We start from the raw sequence: 14,687 nt of genomic DNA on the forward strand, positions 1-14,687 counted from the left end.
GAATGGGAGAATTCGAATGACCGCCACCCGGATTGAGCGCAACGGCAGCGCGGCCACGCTGGTCATCGACCGGCCGCAGGTGCACAACGCCTTCGACGACAGCCTGATCGCCGAACTCACCGACGCCCTCCTGGAACTCGAGCGCGACGACAGCGTGCGCACGGTGGTGCTGACCGGTGAAGGCAAGACCTTCTCTGCCGGCGCGGACCTGAACTGGATGCGTGGAATGGCGAGTGCCAGCGAAGAGGAGAACCGCGAGGACTCCCTGCGCCTGGCAAAGCTGATGCGCACGTTGAACTTCCTGTCCAAGCCGACCATCGCCCGGGTCAACGGCTCCGCCTACGGTGGCGGCGTCGGCCTGGTGGCGTGCTGCGACATCGCGATCGGAACGTCGGATGCGAAGTTCTCGCTTTCGGAGGTGAAACTGGGGCTGGTGCCGGCGGTGATCTCGCCGTACGTGGTTGCTTCGATCGGTCCGACCTATGCCCGCCAGTTGTTCCTGACCGCAGAGGTGTTCGACGGTGGCGAGGCCGAGCGCATCGGGTTGCTGCATCGCTGCGTCGGCGCCGCGATGCTCGACGAAGCCGTCGACCGGCAATTGCACTGGCTGATGAAAGGCGGCCCGGAGGCACAGCGCGAGGCGAAGGCCCTGGCCCTGCGCATGGCGGGCCTGACGCGCGAGGACGCCGAGCGCCGCGACATCGAGAACGCCGCCCTGATCGCCCGCCTGCGTGTATCGCCGGAAGGCCAGGAAGGCCTTGGCGCCTTCCTCGACAAGCGCCCCGCCAACTGGGTGAAGTCATGATGTTTTCCAAGATCCTGATCGCCAACCGCGGCGAGATCGCCTGCCGCGTCATCCGCACCTGCCGCCGGTTGGGCATCCGCACGGTGGCGGTGTATTCCGAAGCCGATGCGAACGCGCAACACGTGCGGCTGGCCGACGAGGCCCATCCGATCGGTGGGCCGCGCCCGCAGGACAGCTACCTGCGTGGCGACGCGATCCTCGAGGTGGCGAAGGCGACCGGCGCGCAGGGCGTGCATCCCGGCTACGGCTTCCTGTCGGAGAACGCGGACTTCGCCGAGGCCTGCGAGCAGGCCGGCATCGTCTTCATCGGCCCGAAGGCGGCCTCGATGCGCAAGATGGGGTCCAAGGCCGGCGCCAAGCAGCTGATGGAATCGCATGGCGTGCCGGTCGTGCCCGGCTACACCGGCGAGGACCAGGACCCGGCCGTGCTGCAGCGCGAGGCCGACCGCATCGGCTATCCGCTGATGATCAAGGCGGCACACGGCGGCGGCGGCAAGGGCATGCGCATCGTGCGCGACTCCGGGGAGTTCGCGGAAAACCTGGTGAGCTGCCAGCGCGAGGCCGCCAGCGCCTTCGGGCGCGACCGGGTGCTGCTGGAGCGCTACATCGAGACGCCGCGCCACATCGAGTTCCAGATCTTCGGTGACGCCAGCGGCACCGTCATCCACCTGGGCGAGCGTGAATGCTCGGCCCAGCGCCGCTACCAGAAGGTCATCGAGGAATCGCCCTCGCCGATGATGACGCCCGAGCTGCGCCAGGCGATGGGTGATGCGGCGGTACAGGCCGGCCAGGCGATCGACTACGTCAACGCCGGCACCGTGGAGTTCATCGTCGGTGCCGACGGCGGCTTCTACTTCATGGAGATAAACACGCGGCTGCAGGTCGAGCACCCGGTCACCGAGATGGTGACCGGGCTGGACCTGGTGGAGTGGCAATTGCGCGTGGCCGCCGGCGAACCGCTGCCGCTGCCGCAGGACGCGATCGAATCCAACGGCCATGCGATCGAGGTGCGCCTGTACGCCGAGGACCCGGACAACGGCTTCCTGCCCGGCTCCGGCCGCCTGCAGTCGCTGGTGTTGCCGGCGCCGTCGGCATCGGTACGACTCGACGGCGGCGTGGTCGAGGGCGACGAGGTGACGATCTTCTACGACCCGATGATCGCCAAGCTGATCGTGCACGCCGACAACCGGCCCGCGGCACTGGCGCGGCTGGCGCAGGCACTGGCGGATTCTGAGATCACCGGGCCGAAGTCGAACATCGAGTTCCTGGAACGGCTGATCCGCCACCCGATGGTGGTCGAGGGACGCATCCACACCGGCTACCTGGACCGGCACCTCGACGAGGTGACCGGCGGGGCGCAGCCGCCCTCCCCGGCCGAACTGGCCGCCGCGGCCAGCACCGCGCTGCTGCACGACGAGGCCCGGGCCCGGGACACCGCCACCGGTTCCAGCGACCCCGGCTCGCCGTGGGCGCTGAGCGACGGCTGGCGGCTGGGTCACGCCGGCGAGCGCGTGCTGGTGCTGCAGCAGGGCGAGACGCGTTTCGAGATCCACGCCTCCGGCACAGGCGGCGACTATGCCCTGCGCGGCGAAGGTTTCGACATGCCGGTGTCCGGCGCACGTCTTGGCGATGGCCGGCTCTCGGCACGTTTCGATGGCGTGGCCCGCGGCTTCACGGTGCGCTGCAGCGCCGAAGCGGTGACGGTGCACGACGGCCACCGCCGTCTGCGCTTCGAGCGCATCACCCGCTTCCACTTCGAGGGCGATGCCGCGGCCGGCAGCGACAACCGGGTCAGCGCGCCGATGCCGGGCCGCATCGTCGTGGTCCACGCCGAGGCCGGCGCCCAGGTCGAGGAAGGCCAGGCGCTGCTGGTCATGGAGGCGATGAAGATGGAGCTGACCTTGCGTGCGCCGCGTGCAGGCACCATTTCCGAGGTGAGGGCCAGCGAAGGCGAGTTCGTCGAAGGCGATGCCGTGCTGGTGCTGCTGGAGGAATGACATGAGTGTCCACCCCACCCAGGTACGGCTCGTCGAGGTCGGCGCCCGCGACGGACTGCAGAACGAGAAGGCGATCATCCCGGCCGAGGCGAAGATCGAGCTGATCGACCGTCTCTCGGCCACCGGCCTGAGGACCATCGAGGCGACCAGCTTCGTCAGCCCGAAGTGGGTGCCGCAGCTGGCGGATGCCGCCGAGGTGTACGCCGGCATCGACAAGCGCGAGGGCGTGGCCTACCCGGTGCTGGTGCCCAACATCAAGGGCTACGAGCGTGCCCGTGAGGTGGGCGTCACCGAGATCGCCGTCTTCGGCGCCGCCTCCGAGGCGTTCTCGATGAAGAACATCAACGCCTCGATCGAACAGAGCATCGACCGCTTCAGCGAGGTGATCGCCGCCGCCCGCGCCGACGGCGTCAAGGTGCGGGGCTACGTGTCGACCGTGCTCGGCTGTCCCTACCAGGGCGAGGTGCCGCTGGCCGACGTGGTGCGGGTGGCCCGGGCGCTGCACGAGCTGGGCTGCTACGAGGTGTCGCTGGGCGACACGATCGGCGTGGGCACCCCGGCGAAGGCGCGCGACATGCTGCGCGCGGTGGCCGCCGAGATCCCGATGGAGGCGCTGGCGGTGCATTTCCACGACACCTATGGGCAGGCGTTGGCGAACATCCTGGCCTGCCTCGAAGAAGGCGTGGCGGTGGTGGATGCCTCGGTGTCGGGCACCGGAGGCTGCCCGTACGCCAAGGGCGCGAGCGGCAACGTCGCCAGCGAGGACGTGGTCTACATGCTCCACGGCATGGGCATCGACACCGGCATCGACCTCGACCGGCTGGTCGACACCGGCCGCTGGCTGTCGCAGCTGCTGGGCCGCGACACCGGCAGCAAGGTCACGCGCGCCCGCGCCGCCTGAGCGCGCGCGCGTCCAGGCGCCCGGTGCGTCGCACCGCGGGCTCGCTTAGAATTGCGGGCTGACCCGAACACCGGAATGCCCATGAAGATCGATACCACCCGCGCCGTCATCACCGGCGGCGTCTCCGGCCTCGGCCTGGCCGTGGCCCAGCACCTGGTCGCCGCCGGCGGCAAGGTCGCGCTGTTCGACGTCAACGACGACAAGGGCGCCACCGCGGTGGCCGAACTGGGCGAGTCCAATGCCCGCTTCTTCCGCACCGACGTCACCGACGAGGCGCAGGTGGAGGCCAACCTGGCCGCTGCCAAGGACTTCATGGGCGGGCTCAACGCGGCGATCAACTGCGCCGGCATCCTCGGCGCGGCCGCGTGCTGGGCCGCGAGGCACCGATGCCGCTGCAGCAGTTCTCGACCACCGTCATGGTCAACCTGGTCGGCAGCTTCAATGTCGCCAAGGCCGCGGCCAACCTGATGCAGCACAACGAGGCCGGTACCGACGGCGAGCGCGGCGTCATCATCAACACCGCCTCGGTCGCCGCCTACGAGGGCCAGATCGGCCAGGCCGCCTACTCCGCCTCGAAGGGCGGCGTGGTCGGCATGACCCTGCCGATGGCGCGCGAGCTGGCCCGCTTCGGCATCCGCGTCAATACGGTGGCGCCGGGCATCTTCTGGACGCCGATGGTCGACGGCATGCCCGAGAACGTGCAGCAGTCGCTGGCGGCCTCGATCCCGTTCCCCTCGCGCCTGGGCCAGCCGGCCGAGTTCGCCGACCTGGTGGCCTACCTGCTGACCAACACCTACCTCAACGGCGAGACGATCCGCCTCGACGGCGCCACCCGCCTCGCTCCCAAGTAAGCACCCGAGAGAACCCGCATGCGCGCTGCAGACATCAAGAAGGGCAACGTCGTCGAGCACAACGGCACCGCCTACCAGATCCGCGACATCGAACGCAGCGCGCCGCAGGGCCGCGGCGGCAACGTCACCTTCCGCTTCACGATGTACTCGGTGCCGGGGGGACAGAAGCTCGACCTGAGCCTGCGCGCCGAGGACGACCTCAAGGAGGTCGAGCTCAGCCGCCGCGAATCCACGTTCTCCTACAAGGACGGCGAGGCCTTCGTCTTCCTCGACGCAGAGGACTTTACCCCTTACCAGCTCGATGCCGACGTGATCGGCGACGATGCCGGCTATATCACCGACGGACTGGAGGGCTGCCACATCCAGATCATCGACGACATGCCGGTCGGCCTGCAGCTGCCGCAGAACGTCGAGCTGGAAGTCGTGGACACCCCGCCCGAGCTCAAGGGCGGCACGGCCACCAAGCGCCCGAAGCCGGCCAAGCTGTCGACGGGGCTGGAGATCATGGTGCCGGAATACATCACCAATGGTGAGCGCATCCTGGTGAGTACCACCAGCGGAGAGTTCGCTGGGCGGGCCTGACCATCAATCGAGGCTTTCGCCAGGGTGGTTTTGAACGCTGGTCAGAAAGTGTGCAACAGCAAACGAAACCATTGCCCCAAGCAAAAGACCGGAGAGAAAAACAAGAATTCCGACGTAGGAATGGCTGGAGTAGGCGAACGCAAGACTGAATATCGGCGCTAGTGAGCATAAGAGCACGCTCAAGCAGAGGACCAAGGTCCACACGTACTGCTTCTTCCACTGAGACGAAAAGTCGAACTTGATGTAGATGTGCTTCAGAAGCACGCCGAGGTTTACACAAAGACCGCAAACATAACCAAGCGAGAGCATCATCAAGAACGTTCCCACGAAACCTCCTCCGCCCGTTTCTTGCTAACACTTAGGGCCAGCGCGTGCTTCAAGCCTCTGCCCTCACACTGGTCGCAGACCATTCGCGCTGACGAAGTTCACGTTTCCAAATCGTGGTGCTGCCGAATCCAGCGAAGCGCCATCCGTCGTACCGAGTCGTCCAGGCCCGGCTCGTCGACCAGTTCGATGATCGGACGCCAGGCCAGGTCATGCGATTCGTCGCCGACCACGTAGTCCTCGCTTCCGCTTGCACGCACGACGTAGCGCACATCGTAGTGGTAGTGGTCCGGGTCGGCCTTGCGCGCCGGGATCAGGTGCCGGTCCAGGTCGAAGATGCCGCCCTCCAGCACCAGCCCCGACAACCCCGACTCCTCCTCCGCCTCGACCAGCGCCACCCGCGCCAGGTCTTCCTCGCCATCGGCGTGGCCGCCCAGCTGCAGCCAGCGGTCGAGCTTGCGGTGGTGGGTCAGCAGCACGCGCTGCCCATCGGCGCTGACCAGCCAGGACGAACCAGTGAAGTGGCCGAAACCGTGGCTGCGGCGGAACACGTCGTCGGCACTGCCGAGGAAGCGGGCGAACTCGCGGGCAGTGCTGGCCTGCTCGGGCCACTGCTGGGCGAACGCCTCGAACTCGGCGGCCAGGGTTTGGCGTTTGGGTGTCATGACCGATGGCATTGGGCGGCGCGGCAGCATAGCCCGTACCTTCGCGCATCCCAAGGGCTTTGGTTACACTCGCCCGTCAACCTTGGGGAGAGGTGAATGAACGAACCGGTCCAGCGCAGCCTGCGGGCACCCTCGATGCTCCAGGCGCTCACGCCCCTGGCGTTCCTGGTCGTGCTGCTGGCGCTGTCGGTGTACCTGTTCGCCGATGACTCCTCGTATGGCCCCAACCAGATCGCGCTGCTGCTGGCCGGCGGCGTGGCCGCCATCGTCGGCATCCGCAACGGCATGCGCTGGGAGGAGGTGCAGGAGGCGATCGCGCGCAGCCTGGCGATGGCCACCACGGCCATCTTCATCCTGCTGGCGGTCGGCGCGCTGATCGGCACCTGGATCCTGTCGGGCACCGTGCCGACGATGATCCACTACGGGCTGATGCTGCTGCACCCGTCGTTCTTCTACCCCGCCGCCTGCCTGATCTGCGCGATCGTTGCCGTGACCATCGGCAGCTCGTGGACCGTGGCCGGCACGCTGGGCGTGGCGCTGATGGGCGTGGCCCAGGGCCTGGACATGAACCCGGCGATCACCGCCGGCGCGGTCATCTCCGGTGCCTACTTCGGCGACAAGATGTCGCCGCTGTCGGACACCACCAACCTGGCACCGGCTGCCTCGGGCGCGGAGCTGTTCTCGCACGTGCGGCACATGGTGTGGACGACCTTTCCCTCGATCGGCATCGCGCTGGTGCTGTTCACCATCGTCGGCCTGCGCGCGACGCCGGGCGAGGCGACCGATGCGTTCGGCGAGCTGCCGCAGGTGCTGGCCAGCCAGTTCACGCTTGGCTGGTACCTGCTGATCCCGCTGGCGGTGGTCTTCGGCCTGGCGATCAAGCGGTTTCCCGCCTACCCCACCATCCTGATCGGCGCGCTGCTGGGCGCGGTGTTCGCGGTGGTCTTCCAGCCCGACCTGGTCGTGGCGCTGGCCGGCCGCGATGAACTGTCCCGGCCGCTGGCGATGCTGGCGGGCGCGTGGACGGCGCTGTTCCAGGGCTACGCCGCCGATACCGGCAACGAGGCGGTGGATTCGCTGCTCTCGCGCGGTGGCATGGTCAGCATGCTCAATACGATCTGGCTGATCGTGTGCGCGATGAGCTTCGGCGCGATCATGGAGGCCGCCGGCCTGCTGGAGCGCATCATCCGCAGCGTGCTCAAGGCGGCGAAGTCGACCGGCTCGCTGATCGCCGCGACCATCGGCACCGGCGTCGGCGCGAATGTCGTCGCCGCCGACCAGTACATGTCGATCGTGCTGACCGGCCGCCTGTTCAAGCCCGAATACGACAAGCGCGGCCTGGCCCCGGTGAACCTGTCGCGGGCCCTGGAGGACGGCGGCACGATCACCTCGCCGCTGATCCCGTGGAACACCTGCGGCGCCTACATGGCCGCCACGCTCGGTGTCGCCACGCTGGACTACCTGCCCTACGTCTTCTTCAACCTGATCAACCCCCTGCTGGCCATCGTGCTGGCCTACCTGGGCTTCCGGATCCTGCGCAACGGCGTGGCGACCCTGGCGGCCTCCGGCAGCGCCAGCACCCCGGCCAACGACACCCCGCGGGGCTGAGCCCCGCCCCACAGCGACACACTGGAGTCACCGATGCAGAGTTCTTCCCGGCACGGCATGTGGTCCTCGCGCACCGCCTTCGTCCTTGCCGCCACCGGCTCGGCCGTGGGCCTGGGCAACATCTGGCGCTTCCCGTACATGACCTCGGACAACGGTGGCGGCGCGTTCGTGCTGATCTACCTGGCCTGCATCGCCGCGGTCGGCCTGCCGATCCTGCTGGCAGAGATCATGATCGGCCGCCACGGCCGCATGAGCCCGATCAACTCGCTGGGCAAGGTGGCCGACGAGAACAAGGCCTCGCATGGCTGGAAGGGCATCGGCTGGCTGGGCATCGTCGCCGGCTTCGTGATCCTGAGCTTCTACAGCGTGGTGGCCGGATGGACGCTGCACTACAGCTGGCTGTACCTAAAGCAGCTCTTCGGCGGCGCGGCGATCACCGACCCGGGCGCCACCTTCGGCGCGTTGCTGGCGAACCCCGTCGAGCTGACCGCCTGGCACGCCGTGTTCATGGTGCTGACGCTGGGCGTGGTGGCGATGGGCGTGGAGAAGGGCCTGGAGCGCGCGGTGAAGTTCCTGATGCCGGCGCTGTTCATCCTGCTGCTGGTGCTGGTGGGCTACGGCGCCACCACCGGCCACCTGGGCCAGGCCGCCAGCTTCCTGTTCAAGCCCGACTTCTCCGAAGTCGACGGCTCGGTGTTCCTGCAGGCGATGGGCCAGGCCTTCTTCAGCCTGAGCCTGGGCATGTGCGCGATGATGACCTACGGCGCCTACCTGCCCAACGGCATCTCGATCCCGAAGATCGGCGGCATGGTGGTGCTGGCCGACACAGGCGTGGCCTTGCTGGCGGGGCTGGCGATCTTCCCGATCGTCATCGCCTTCGGCCTCGACCCCGCCGGCGGCGGCCCGGGCCTGATCTTCACCTCGCTGCCGCTGGCGTTCAACGCGATGAGCTTCGGCATCGTCTACGGCCTGCTGTTCTTCGGCCTGCTCTCGATGGCGGCGTGGACCTCGTCGATCTCGCTGCTGGAGCCGGCCACGGCCTACCTGGTCGAGAAGACCGACATGAGCCGCAAGCTGGCCGCGGTGCTGGTGGCGCTGGGCTGCTGGGCGCTGGGCCTGGCCTCGGTGCTGTCGTTCAACGTGTGGAGCGACGTGAGCATCTTCGGCCGCGGCATCATGGACTTCCTGGAGTTCATCGCCAACGACCTGATGCTGCCGCTGGGCGGCATGCTGATCGCGATCTTCGCCGGCTGGTTCATGTCCAGGCGCATCAGCCGCGACGAGCTCGACCTGTCCGACACCGGCTACACGATCTGGCTGTGGCTGGTGCGCGTGGTCAGCCCGGCGCTGGTGCTGGTGGTGCTGCTGCGGGCCTTCCTGTGACCCGAGCGCAGGCAGGTGCGTGAACCGCGCGGCGGCAGGGAAAACCTGCCCCGCGCCGCCGCCAGGCCTCAGTCGGTCTCTTCCTCGACCGGCTCGTCGTCGTCTTCCCCGGCCCCGGCCTGCTCGACGAGCGGGCCACCCAGGCGCTTGCCCGGGCTGATGCCGAGTCGCCGCAGTTCCTCGGCGCGGCGCACCAGGTTGCCGCGGCCGGTCGCCAGCTTGGCGTAGGCACCATCGAGGGTGTTGCCGGCGGTCGCGAACTGCGTGCGCACCTTCTCGAGGTCGCCGACGAAGCCGACGAACTTGTCGTACAGCGACGCGGCGCGCTCCATGATCTTCTGCGTGTTGCGGTTCTGCTGCTCGGTGCGCCACATCTGCGCGACCAGCTGCAGCGAGGCCAGCAGGTTGCTGGGGCCGACCAGCACGATCTTGCGCGCGAACGCATCGTCGTAGAGGCTGGAATCGCGGCGCACGGCCTCCAGGAACGCGGCCTCGACCGGGATGAACATCAGCACCAGCTCCGGTGAGTTGAGGCCCTGCAGGCGGCTGTAGTCCTTCTCGCCGAGCTGGCGCATGTGCGTGCGCATCGCCGTGGCGTGGCGCAGCATGCAGGCTTCGCGCTCCTCGTCGCCCACCGCGTCGCAGGCACGCTGGTAGTCGACCAGGTTCATCTTCGCGTCGATGACGATGTGCCGGTCCTCGGGCAGCACCAGCACCGCGTCGGGGCGATAGCGGTCGCCCTCGGCATCCTTGTAGCTTTCCTGGGTGAGGTATTGCTGGCCCTTCTCCAGCCCGGCCGACTCCAGCAGCCGCTCGAGCTTGAGCTCGCCCCAGTAGCCCTGGGTGCGGTTGTCCGTGGTCAGCGCCCGGGTCAGGCTGCGCGCCTCGTCGGACAGCTTCTGGTTGAGGCTCAGGAGTTGCTTGAGCTCGGTCTGCAGCACCGTCCGCTCGCGGCCCTCCTTCTCGTAGCTCTCGCTGACCAGCTTGCGGAAGTCCCCGATCTGCTCGCGCAGCGGATTGAGCAGATGCCCCAGCTGCTCGGTCTGGCGCTCGCCCAGGCGCTGGCTGTTCTCCTCCATGATCTTCGCGGCCAGACTCTGGAACTCCAGCCGCATGCGCTCGCGGGCATCCTGCAGCTCCTTGAGGCGTTCATCGGCCGCACGTGCCTGCTCCTCCAACCGGCTTTCCAGCTCCGCGCCCCGGCGCTCGGCCACCAGGCGCAACTCGGCTGCCTCGCGAAGTTGCCCCTCCAGATCGGCGATGCGTGCCTCGAGCACGCCAAGGCGCTCGGTGCGGGCTTCCAGCCGCGCCCGGTCCTCGGCCAGTCCATCGGCCCGCGTGCGCTGCTGCCGCGACTCCTCCTCGGCCTGGCGCAGGCGTTGCTCCAGCGCTGCAACGGCCATGCGATGCCGGCGGGTGGCCAGGACCAGGGCCCCCAGCGCCACCAGTACGAGCAGCACGAGGACCGGGAGCAGCACTTGGATCATCGGATCGGTGGACAAAAAAACACCCCGCAGGCTTGGAATCGGTTGATTCTAGCCGCGGGGTGTCTCAGGCGCCGAGACGGGGGATGCGTCCCGGCAAGGGGGTGTGGACCCCGGAACGCGTGATCAGGCCTTCTTGGCCCAGGCCGTGCACCAGCCGGGACCGGCCACGTCGTAGTTCGGGAACAGCGTGCAACCACCCCAGGCATCGTCCGGACCGCCGGTCCAGAACTGGCAATTGGTGCACACGCTGCCCGGCTTGTAGGCGGGGTGCTCCAGGCCTTCGGTGGTCTCGACGTAGTTCAGGGCCCTCGCCTGCGGGTTGTCCAGCGGCAGGCGCGGCTTGTCCTGGGCCAAGGCCGGGTTGTCCAGCAGGCGTGCACCCAGGGGAAGCGCCGAGGCGACCAGGGCGCAGTTGATGATGAATCGGCGACGCGAGGGGGTGTTGCCGGACATGGCTCGAACTCCTTGGGGGTTCTGGCTGGATAACTGACGGAGCCAGTGTACGGACCCGGCGTGAATCTGCGGTTGACGCAGGTCAACCCGCCCCGGGGGTTGTTAGAATCGGGCCATGAATGCCCTCCCCTATGACGAGGCGCTCCGCCTGGATCGCGCCCGCCGGCTTGTCGCCACGACCCGCGAGCTGGCCGCGCTGGGCTGGACCCCGGCCACCAGCAGCAATTTCTCGATGCGCATGGACGATCGCCATGCCGCGATCACGGTGTCCGGCCGCGACAAGGGTCGACTGGCGCTCGAGGACATCATGGTGGTCGACTTCGACGGCCGGGCCGTGGGCAGCGACCACCGCCCGTCGGCGGAAACCCTGCTGCACACCCAGTTGTACCGGCGCTATCCGGACATCGGCTGCGTCCTGCACACCCATTCGCACAACCAGACCGTGGCTTCGCGGCTGTGGGCGGGCCAGGGCCACGTGCACTTGGCCGGCTACGAGCTGCTCAAGGCCTTCCGTGGCAATGCCACCCACGAAATGGCCGTCGAGCTCCCGGTGCTGCCCAACAACCAGGACATGCCGGCACTGGCAGCCCAGGTGGAGCACCTGCTGGACCGTGGTCCGATGTGGGGCTACCTGATCGACGGCCACGGCCTTTATGCCTGGGGCCGCGACATGGACGAGGCCCGGCGCCACCTGGACGCCTTCGAATTCCTGCTCGCCTGCGAGCTCGACCTGAGGAGACTCAACGCATGAGCCGACTGCGCATCTTCAACGACGACGCACCGGACACCCCGGTGTTCGAAACCCGCGACCACGCCGAAATGGCCGCGAAGCTCGAGGAGATCGGCGTGCGCTTCGAGCAGTGGGAGGCCAGCAAGGACGTCGAACCCGGAGCCACGCCCGAGGCGGTCATGGAGGCCTATCGCGCCGACATCGACCGCATCGTCGCGGAGAACGGCTTCCAGACCATCGACGTGGTCTCGATCGCCCCGGACAACCCGAACAAGGAGGCGGCGCGCGCGAAATTCCTCGACGAGCATTACCACGAGGAGGACGAGGTGCGCTTCTTCGTCGGTGGCTCGGGCCTGTTCACCCTGCACCCGGACACGCGGGTGTACGAGGTGCTGTGCGAGCAGGGCGACCTGATTTCGGTGCCTGATCGCACGAAGCACTGGTTCGACATGGGACCGGAGCCCAGCTTCATCGCGATCCGCTTCTTCAAGCAGCCCGACGGCTGGGTCGGCCACTTCACCGGCACCGACATCGCCCGGCGCTTCCCGCGCCTTGAACAGGAGGCCAAGGCTTGAGCCGCGTGATCCTCACCGACATCGAAGGCACGACGAGTTCGATCTCCTTCGTCAAGGAGGTGCTGTTCCCCTACGCCCGCCGCGCACTGCCCGCCTTCGTGCGCCGGCATGGCCAGGAGCCGCAGGTGCGCAAATGGCTCGACGCCGCCGCGCTCGACATCGGCGGCGTGTCCTCGGACAACTGCATCGTCGACATCCTGCAGCAGTGGATCGACGAGGACCGCAAGCACACCGCGCTCAAGGCGCTGCAGGGCATGATCTGGAAGAGCGGCTACGAGGGCGGCGCCTACCGGGCCCATGTGTATCCGGATGCCGCGCCGCAGTTGCAGGCGTGGAAGGACGCGGGGCACCGCCTGGCCGTGTACTCCTCGGGTTCGGCGCCGGCACAACGGCTGTTCTTCGCGCACACCGAAGCCGGTGACCTGACCGGCCTGTTCTCGGGCTTCTTCGACACCGAAATGGGCGGCAAGCGCGAGTCGCGAAGTTACCTCGCCATCGCCGGCGCACTGGATGTCGATCCCGGCGAGGTCACCTTCCTCTCCGACGTGGTCGAGGAACTCGATGCCGCGCGCGAGGCCGGGATGGAGACGGTGCTGGTCGACCGTCGCGAGGATTATCCCGAGCCGCGCATCGGCGAGGCGGCCAACGGCCATGGCCGCGTGGAGAGTTTCGAGGCGATCACGCTGGAGTGATGGCTGCAGGCACCGTGGGCGCCGGCAACGACCCCCGGTCTCAGTCCAGCGACTCCAGCCTGTAGCTCGTCGCCGCGCCGAGTTCACCCCGCCATCGATCGAATGCGCGGACCTCCACGGCATGCTCGCCGGCGGGCAGGTCGGTGGGCAGCGCGATTCGCCACAGGTGGGTCGATTCGCGCGCTTCGGGCACGCGGTCTCGACCACGCAAGGACTCGCTGGCGTCGTCGAGCAGGTTCTGCGTCAGCACGCCCGGATCCATGCGCTCCACCCGGGACATCGCCTGCCACTCGCCGCCGGCGATGCGCGCCTCGACGCGGTCGCCCTCGATGCCCATGAACACGTTCGCGTACAGGTGGACGCCGGGCCATGCGCCCTGGCGGAGCACCCGGGGCGCGTGCAACGCGATCGCGTAGTCGTCCGGTTCCCGCGCGGCATGCCAGCGCAGGTCGTACCGGCCGGCCCCGGCCAGGCCCAGCACCGCGTAGCCGTTGGGGGTACCGTCGGACATCGTGGCGTCGGGAATGCCCGCTGCGTCCGGCACCCCACCCCAGAAGCCCCCGCAGGCGGCACCGACGTTGTACTCGTGCAGCGGCGTGTCGCCATGCCATCCGTCCGCGGCGGCATGGAAATGGTGGCGCTGCACGTGTCCGTGCGCGCTCAACAGCAGGACGTGCGGATGCCTCGCCAGCAGCGCGAACAGTCGCTCCCTGTCGGCGGTCCGGAAGGTATGGCGCTGCGGATGGGTGTCGAAGAAGGGGATGTGCGCGGCGATCACCAGCAGGCGGTCCTCGTCCACCTGGGCCAGGTAGTTCTCCAGGAACTCGAACTGGTCCTCGCGCAGGCCCCCGATATAGGCCCCACCGCGTGGCGGAAGGTGTACGACGTTGTCGAGCACGACGATGCGCGCATGCGCCTCCTCCCACGCGAAGGTGTCCGGCCCATAGACCGCGCGGAAGCTCAGCAGCGAATCGCGGTCGTGGCCGGCATCCGCGTCGACGTCGTGGTTGCCCGCGGCATGCAGCCAAGGGGTGCCCAGCAGGCGCGTGGCCTCGTTCACCGACGGCAGCAACTCCAGCGCGCTGCCGTGGACCACGTCGCCCAGCGTCAATCCCAGCACGGCCGGATGCCTGCCGATGATCGGCTCGATGATGTCGCGCCGGTAGTAGTCCACGGCGATCATCGACGCGGGCTGCGGATCGCCGAACACCAGGACCTCCTCGCGGGCATCGGATGCCGGCCTGGGTGAGAGTGGAATCAACCAGGGCGATGCCGTCGCATCGGTCGCAGCGATCCCGCCGTGACGCAGTTCCGGGCCGCCATGGGGGAAATGATGGCGCCAGAACGCCGGCAGGCCGTCGGCCCCCTCCGGCACGTCGTGGCCCGCCGGGCGGATCAGAAACACGGTGTCGCCAGGCCGCACCGGCAGGGCGAAGGCGCCGTCGGCATCGGTGGACACGATGTCGCGTCCGTTCGAAAGCTGGACCCCCGGCAGCCCCGGGCCATCGGGCGCGGGGCCGGTGGCGTCGGGGCGGGCTTCATGGACGACGCCGCGGACCAGCGCCCCGGCTGCAGCGAGCGGCGCCGTGGTGCAAAGCAGCGCCGCCGCCACCCACGCGACCACGGCGCGCATG

Annotated in this window: 14 protein-coding genes and 1 pseudogene; 10 read left to right on the top strand and 5 right to left on the bottom strand. The window is 68.4% G+C overall.

Going from position 1 to position 14,687, the window contains the following annotated elements:
- Positions 1–10: 10 nt before the first annotated feature.
- The 5 genes and pseudogenes from FU658_RS00770 to efpL all read left to right on the top strand — a co-directional run bounded on the left by FU658_RS00770 (position 11) and on the right by efpL (position 5,136).
- Positions 11–805, top strand: coding sequence for an enoyl-CoA hydratase/isomerase family protein (locus tag FU658_RS00770; protein WP_425477565.1), 795 nt, complete (start codon positions 11–13; stop codon positions 803–805).
- Positions 805–2,802 (top strand): acetyl/propionyl/methylcrotonyl-CoA carboxylase subunit alpha, encoded by a 1,998-nt coding sequence (locus FU658_RS00775; RefSeq protein WP_147890363.1) that lies wholly within the window; start codon positions 805–807, stop codon positions 2,800–2,802. The genes FU658_RS00770 and FU658_RS00775 overlap by 1 nt, the downstream gene beginning before the upstream one ends.
- A gap of 1 nt (position 2,803) precedes the next feature.
- Positions 2,804–3,703: a hydroxymethylglutaryl-CoA lyase gene (locus FU658_RS00780; RefSeq protein WP_147890364.1), complete on the top strand. Its 900-nt coding sequence runs from the start codon at positions 2,804–2,806 to the stop codon at positions 3,701–3,703.
- 81 nt (positions 3,704–3,784) lie between these two features.
- Positions 3,785–4,554: pseudogene (locus tag FU658_RS00785) on the top strand (SDR family NAD(P)-dependent oxidoreductase).
- An 18-nt stretch (positions 4,555–4,572) separates the two neighbouring features.
- A complete protein-coding gene (gene efpL, locus FU658_RS00790; protein ID WP_147890365.1) occupies positions 4,573–5,136 on the top strand; it encodes an elongation factor P-like protein EfpL in 564 nt (187 codons plus the stop codon).
- 3 nt (positions 5,137–5,139) lie between these two features.
- Here the strand turns inward: efpL and FU658_RS00795 are convergent, their stop codons facing one another.
- The gene (locus FU658_RS00795) at positions 5,140–5,463 is read right to left on the bottom strand and encodes a hypothetical protein (RefSeq protein ID WP_147890366.1); all 324 of its coding nucleotides are present in this window, start codon (positions 5,461–5,463) and stop codon (positions 5,140–5,142) included.
- 98 nt (positions 5,464–5,561) lie between these two features.
- The gene (locus FU658_RS00800) at positions 5,562–6,125 is read right to left on the bottom strand and encodes an NUDIX hydrolase (protein ID WP_147890367.1); all 564 of its coding nucleotides are present in this window, start codon (positions 6,123–6,125) and stop codon (positions 5,562–5,564) included.
- A 96-nt stretch (positions 6,126–6,221) separates the two neighbouring features.
- Here FU658_RS00800 and nhaC point away from each other — a divergent pair, with 96 nt between their 5' ends.
- Both nhaC and FU658_RS00810 read left to right on the top strand, forming a co-directional pair.
- Positions 6,222–7,733, top strand: coding sequence for a Na+/H+ antiporter NhaC (gene nhaC, locus FU658_RS00805; RefSeq protein WP_147890368.1), 1,512 nt, complete (start codon positions 6,222–6,224; stop codon positions 7,731–7,733).
- A gap of 33 nt (positions 7,734–7,766) precedes the next feature.
- Entirely contained in the window at positions 7,767–9,116 is a 1,350-nt protein-coding gene (locus FU658_RS00810) for a sodium-dependent transporter (protein ID WP_147890369.1), read from the top strand.
- 68 nt (positions 9,117–9,184) lie between these two features.
- Here FU658_RS00810 and FU658_RS00815 read toward each other — a convergent pair whose 3' ends face one another.
- Positions 9,185–10,603: a DNA recombination protein RmuC gene (locus FU658_RS00815; RefSeq protein WP_147890370.1), complete on the bottom strand. Its 1,419-nt coding sequence runs from the start codon at positions 10,601–10,603 to the stop codon at positions 9,185–9,187.
- Between the two features lie 123 nt (positions 10,604–10,726).
- On the bottom strand, positions 10,727–11,056 hold the full coding sequence (locus FU658_RS00820; RefSeq protein ID WP_147890371.1) for a high-potential iron-sulfur protein: 330 nt from the start codon (positions 11,054–11,056) through the stop codon (positions 10,727–10,729).
- 115 nt (positions 11,057–11,171) lie between these two features.
- On the opposite strand from FU658_RS00820, the gene FU658_RS00825 reads away from it, so the two are divergent.
- The 3 genes from FU658_RS00825 to mtnC are packed head-to-tail and all read left to right on the top strand — an operon-like array spanning position 11,172 to position 13,053.
- Entirely contained in the window at positions 11,172–11,807 is a 636-nt protein-coding gene (locus tag FU658_RS00825; protein ID WP_147890372.1) for a methylthioribulose 1-phosphate dehydratase, read from the top strand.
- Complete coding sequence (locus FU658_RS00830) at positions 11,804–12,361, top strand: 1,2-dihydroxy-3-keto-5-methylthiopentene dioxygenase (protein WP_147890373.1); 558 nt, start codon at positions 11,804–11,806, stop codon at positions 12,359–12,361. Before FU658_RS00825 ends, FU658_RS00830 begins: the two co-directional genes overlap by 4 nt.
- Positions 12,358–13,053 (top strand): acireductone synthase, encoded by a 696-nt coding sequence (mtnC, locus tag FU658_RS00835; protein ID WP_147890374.1) that lies wholly within the window; start codon positions 12,358–12,360, stop codon positions 13,051–13,053. Before FU658_RS00830 ends, mtnC begins: the two co-directional genes overlap by 4 nt.
- Before the next feature lie 40 nt (positions 13,054–13,093).
- Here the strand turns inward: mtnC and FU658_RS00840 are convergent, their stop codons facing one another.
- Complete coding sequence (locus FU658_RS00840) at positions 13,094–14,686, bottom strand: calcineurin-like phosphoesterase C-terminal domain-containing protein (RefSeq protein WP_147890375.1); 1,593 nt, start codon at positions 14,684–14,686, stop codon at positions 13,094–13,096.
- Position 14,687 lies beyond the last annotated feature (1 nt).

Source organism: Alkalisalibacterium limincola (genome assembly GCF_008017755.1).
Lineage (GTDB): Bacteria > Pseudomonadota > Gammaproteobacteria > Xanthomonadales > Xanthomonadaceae > Alkalisalibacterium > Alkalisalibacterium limincola.

Excerpts from the sequence above, each read along its gene's own strand:
- FU658_RS00775 (WP_147890363.1), top strand. The coding sequence starts at position 805 with ATGTTTTCCAAGATCCTGATCGCCAACCGCGGCGAGATCGCCTGCCGC.
- FU658_RS00780 (WP_147890364.1), top strand. The coding sequence starts at position 2,804 with ATGAGTGTCCACCCCACCCAGGTACGGCTCGTCGAGGTCGGCGCCCGC.
- efpL (WP_147890365.1), top strand. The coding sequence starts at position 4,573 with ATGCGCGCTGCAGACATCAAGAAGGGCAACGTCGTCGAGCACAACGGC.
- FU658_RS00800 (WP_147890367.1), bottom strand. The coding sequence starts at position 6,125 with ATGACACCCAAACGCCAAACCCTGGCCGCCGAGTTCGAGGCGTTCGCC.
- nhaC (WP_147890368.1), top strand. The coding sequence starts at position 6,222 with ATGAACGAACCGGTCCAGCGCAGCCTGCGGGCACCCTCGATGCTCCAG.
- FU658_RS00810 (WP_147890369.1), top strand. The coding sequence starts at position 7,767 with ATGCAGAGTTCTTCCCGGCACGGCATGTGGTCCTCGCGCACCGCCTTC.
- FU658_RS00815 (WP_147890370.1), bottom strand. The coding sequence starts at position 10,603 with ATGATCCAAGTGCTGCTCCCGGTCCTCGTGCTGCTCGTACTGGTGGCG.
- FU658_RS00820 (WP_147890371.1), bottom strand. The coding sequence starts at position 11,056 with ATGTCCGGCAACACCCCCTCGCGTCGCCGATTCATCATCAACTGCGCC.
- FU658_RS00825 (WP_147890372.1), top strand. The coding sequence starts at position 11,172 with ATGAATGCCCTCCCCTATGACGAGGCGCTCCGCCTGGATCGCGCCCGC.
- FU658_RS00830 (WP_147890373.1), top strand. The coding sequence starts at position 11,804 with ATGAGCCGACTGCGCATCTTCAACGACGACGCACCGGACACCCCGGTG.
- FU658_RS00840 (WP_147890375.1), bottom strand. The coding sequence starts at position 14,686 with ATGCGCGCCGTGGTCGCGTGGGTGGCGGCGGCGCTGCTTTGCACCACG.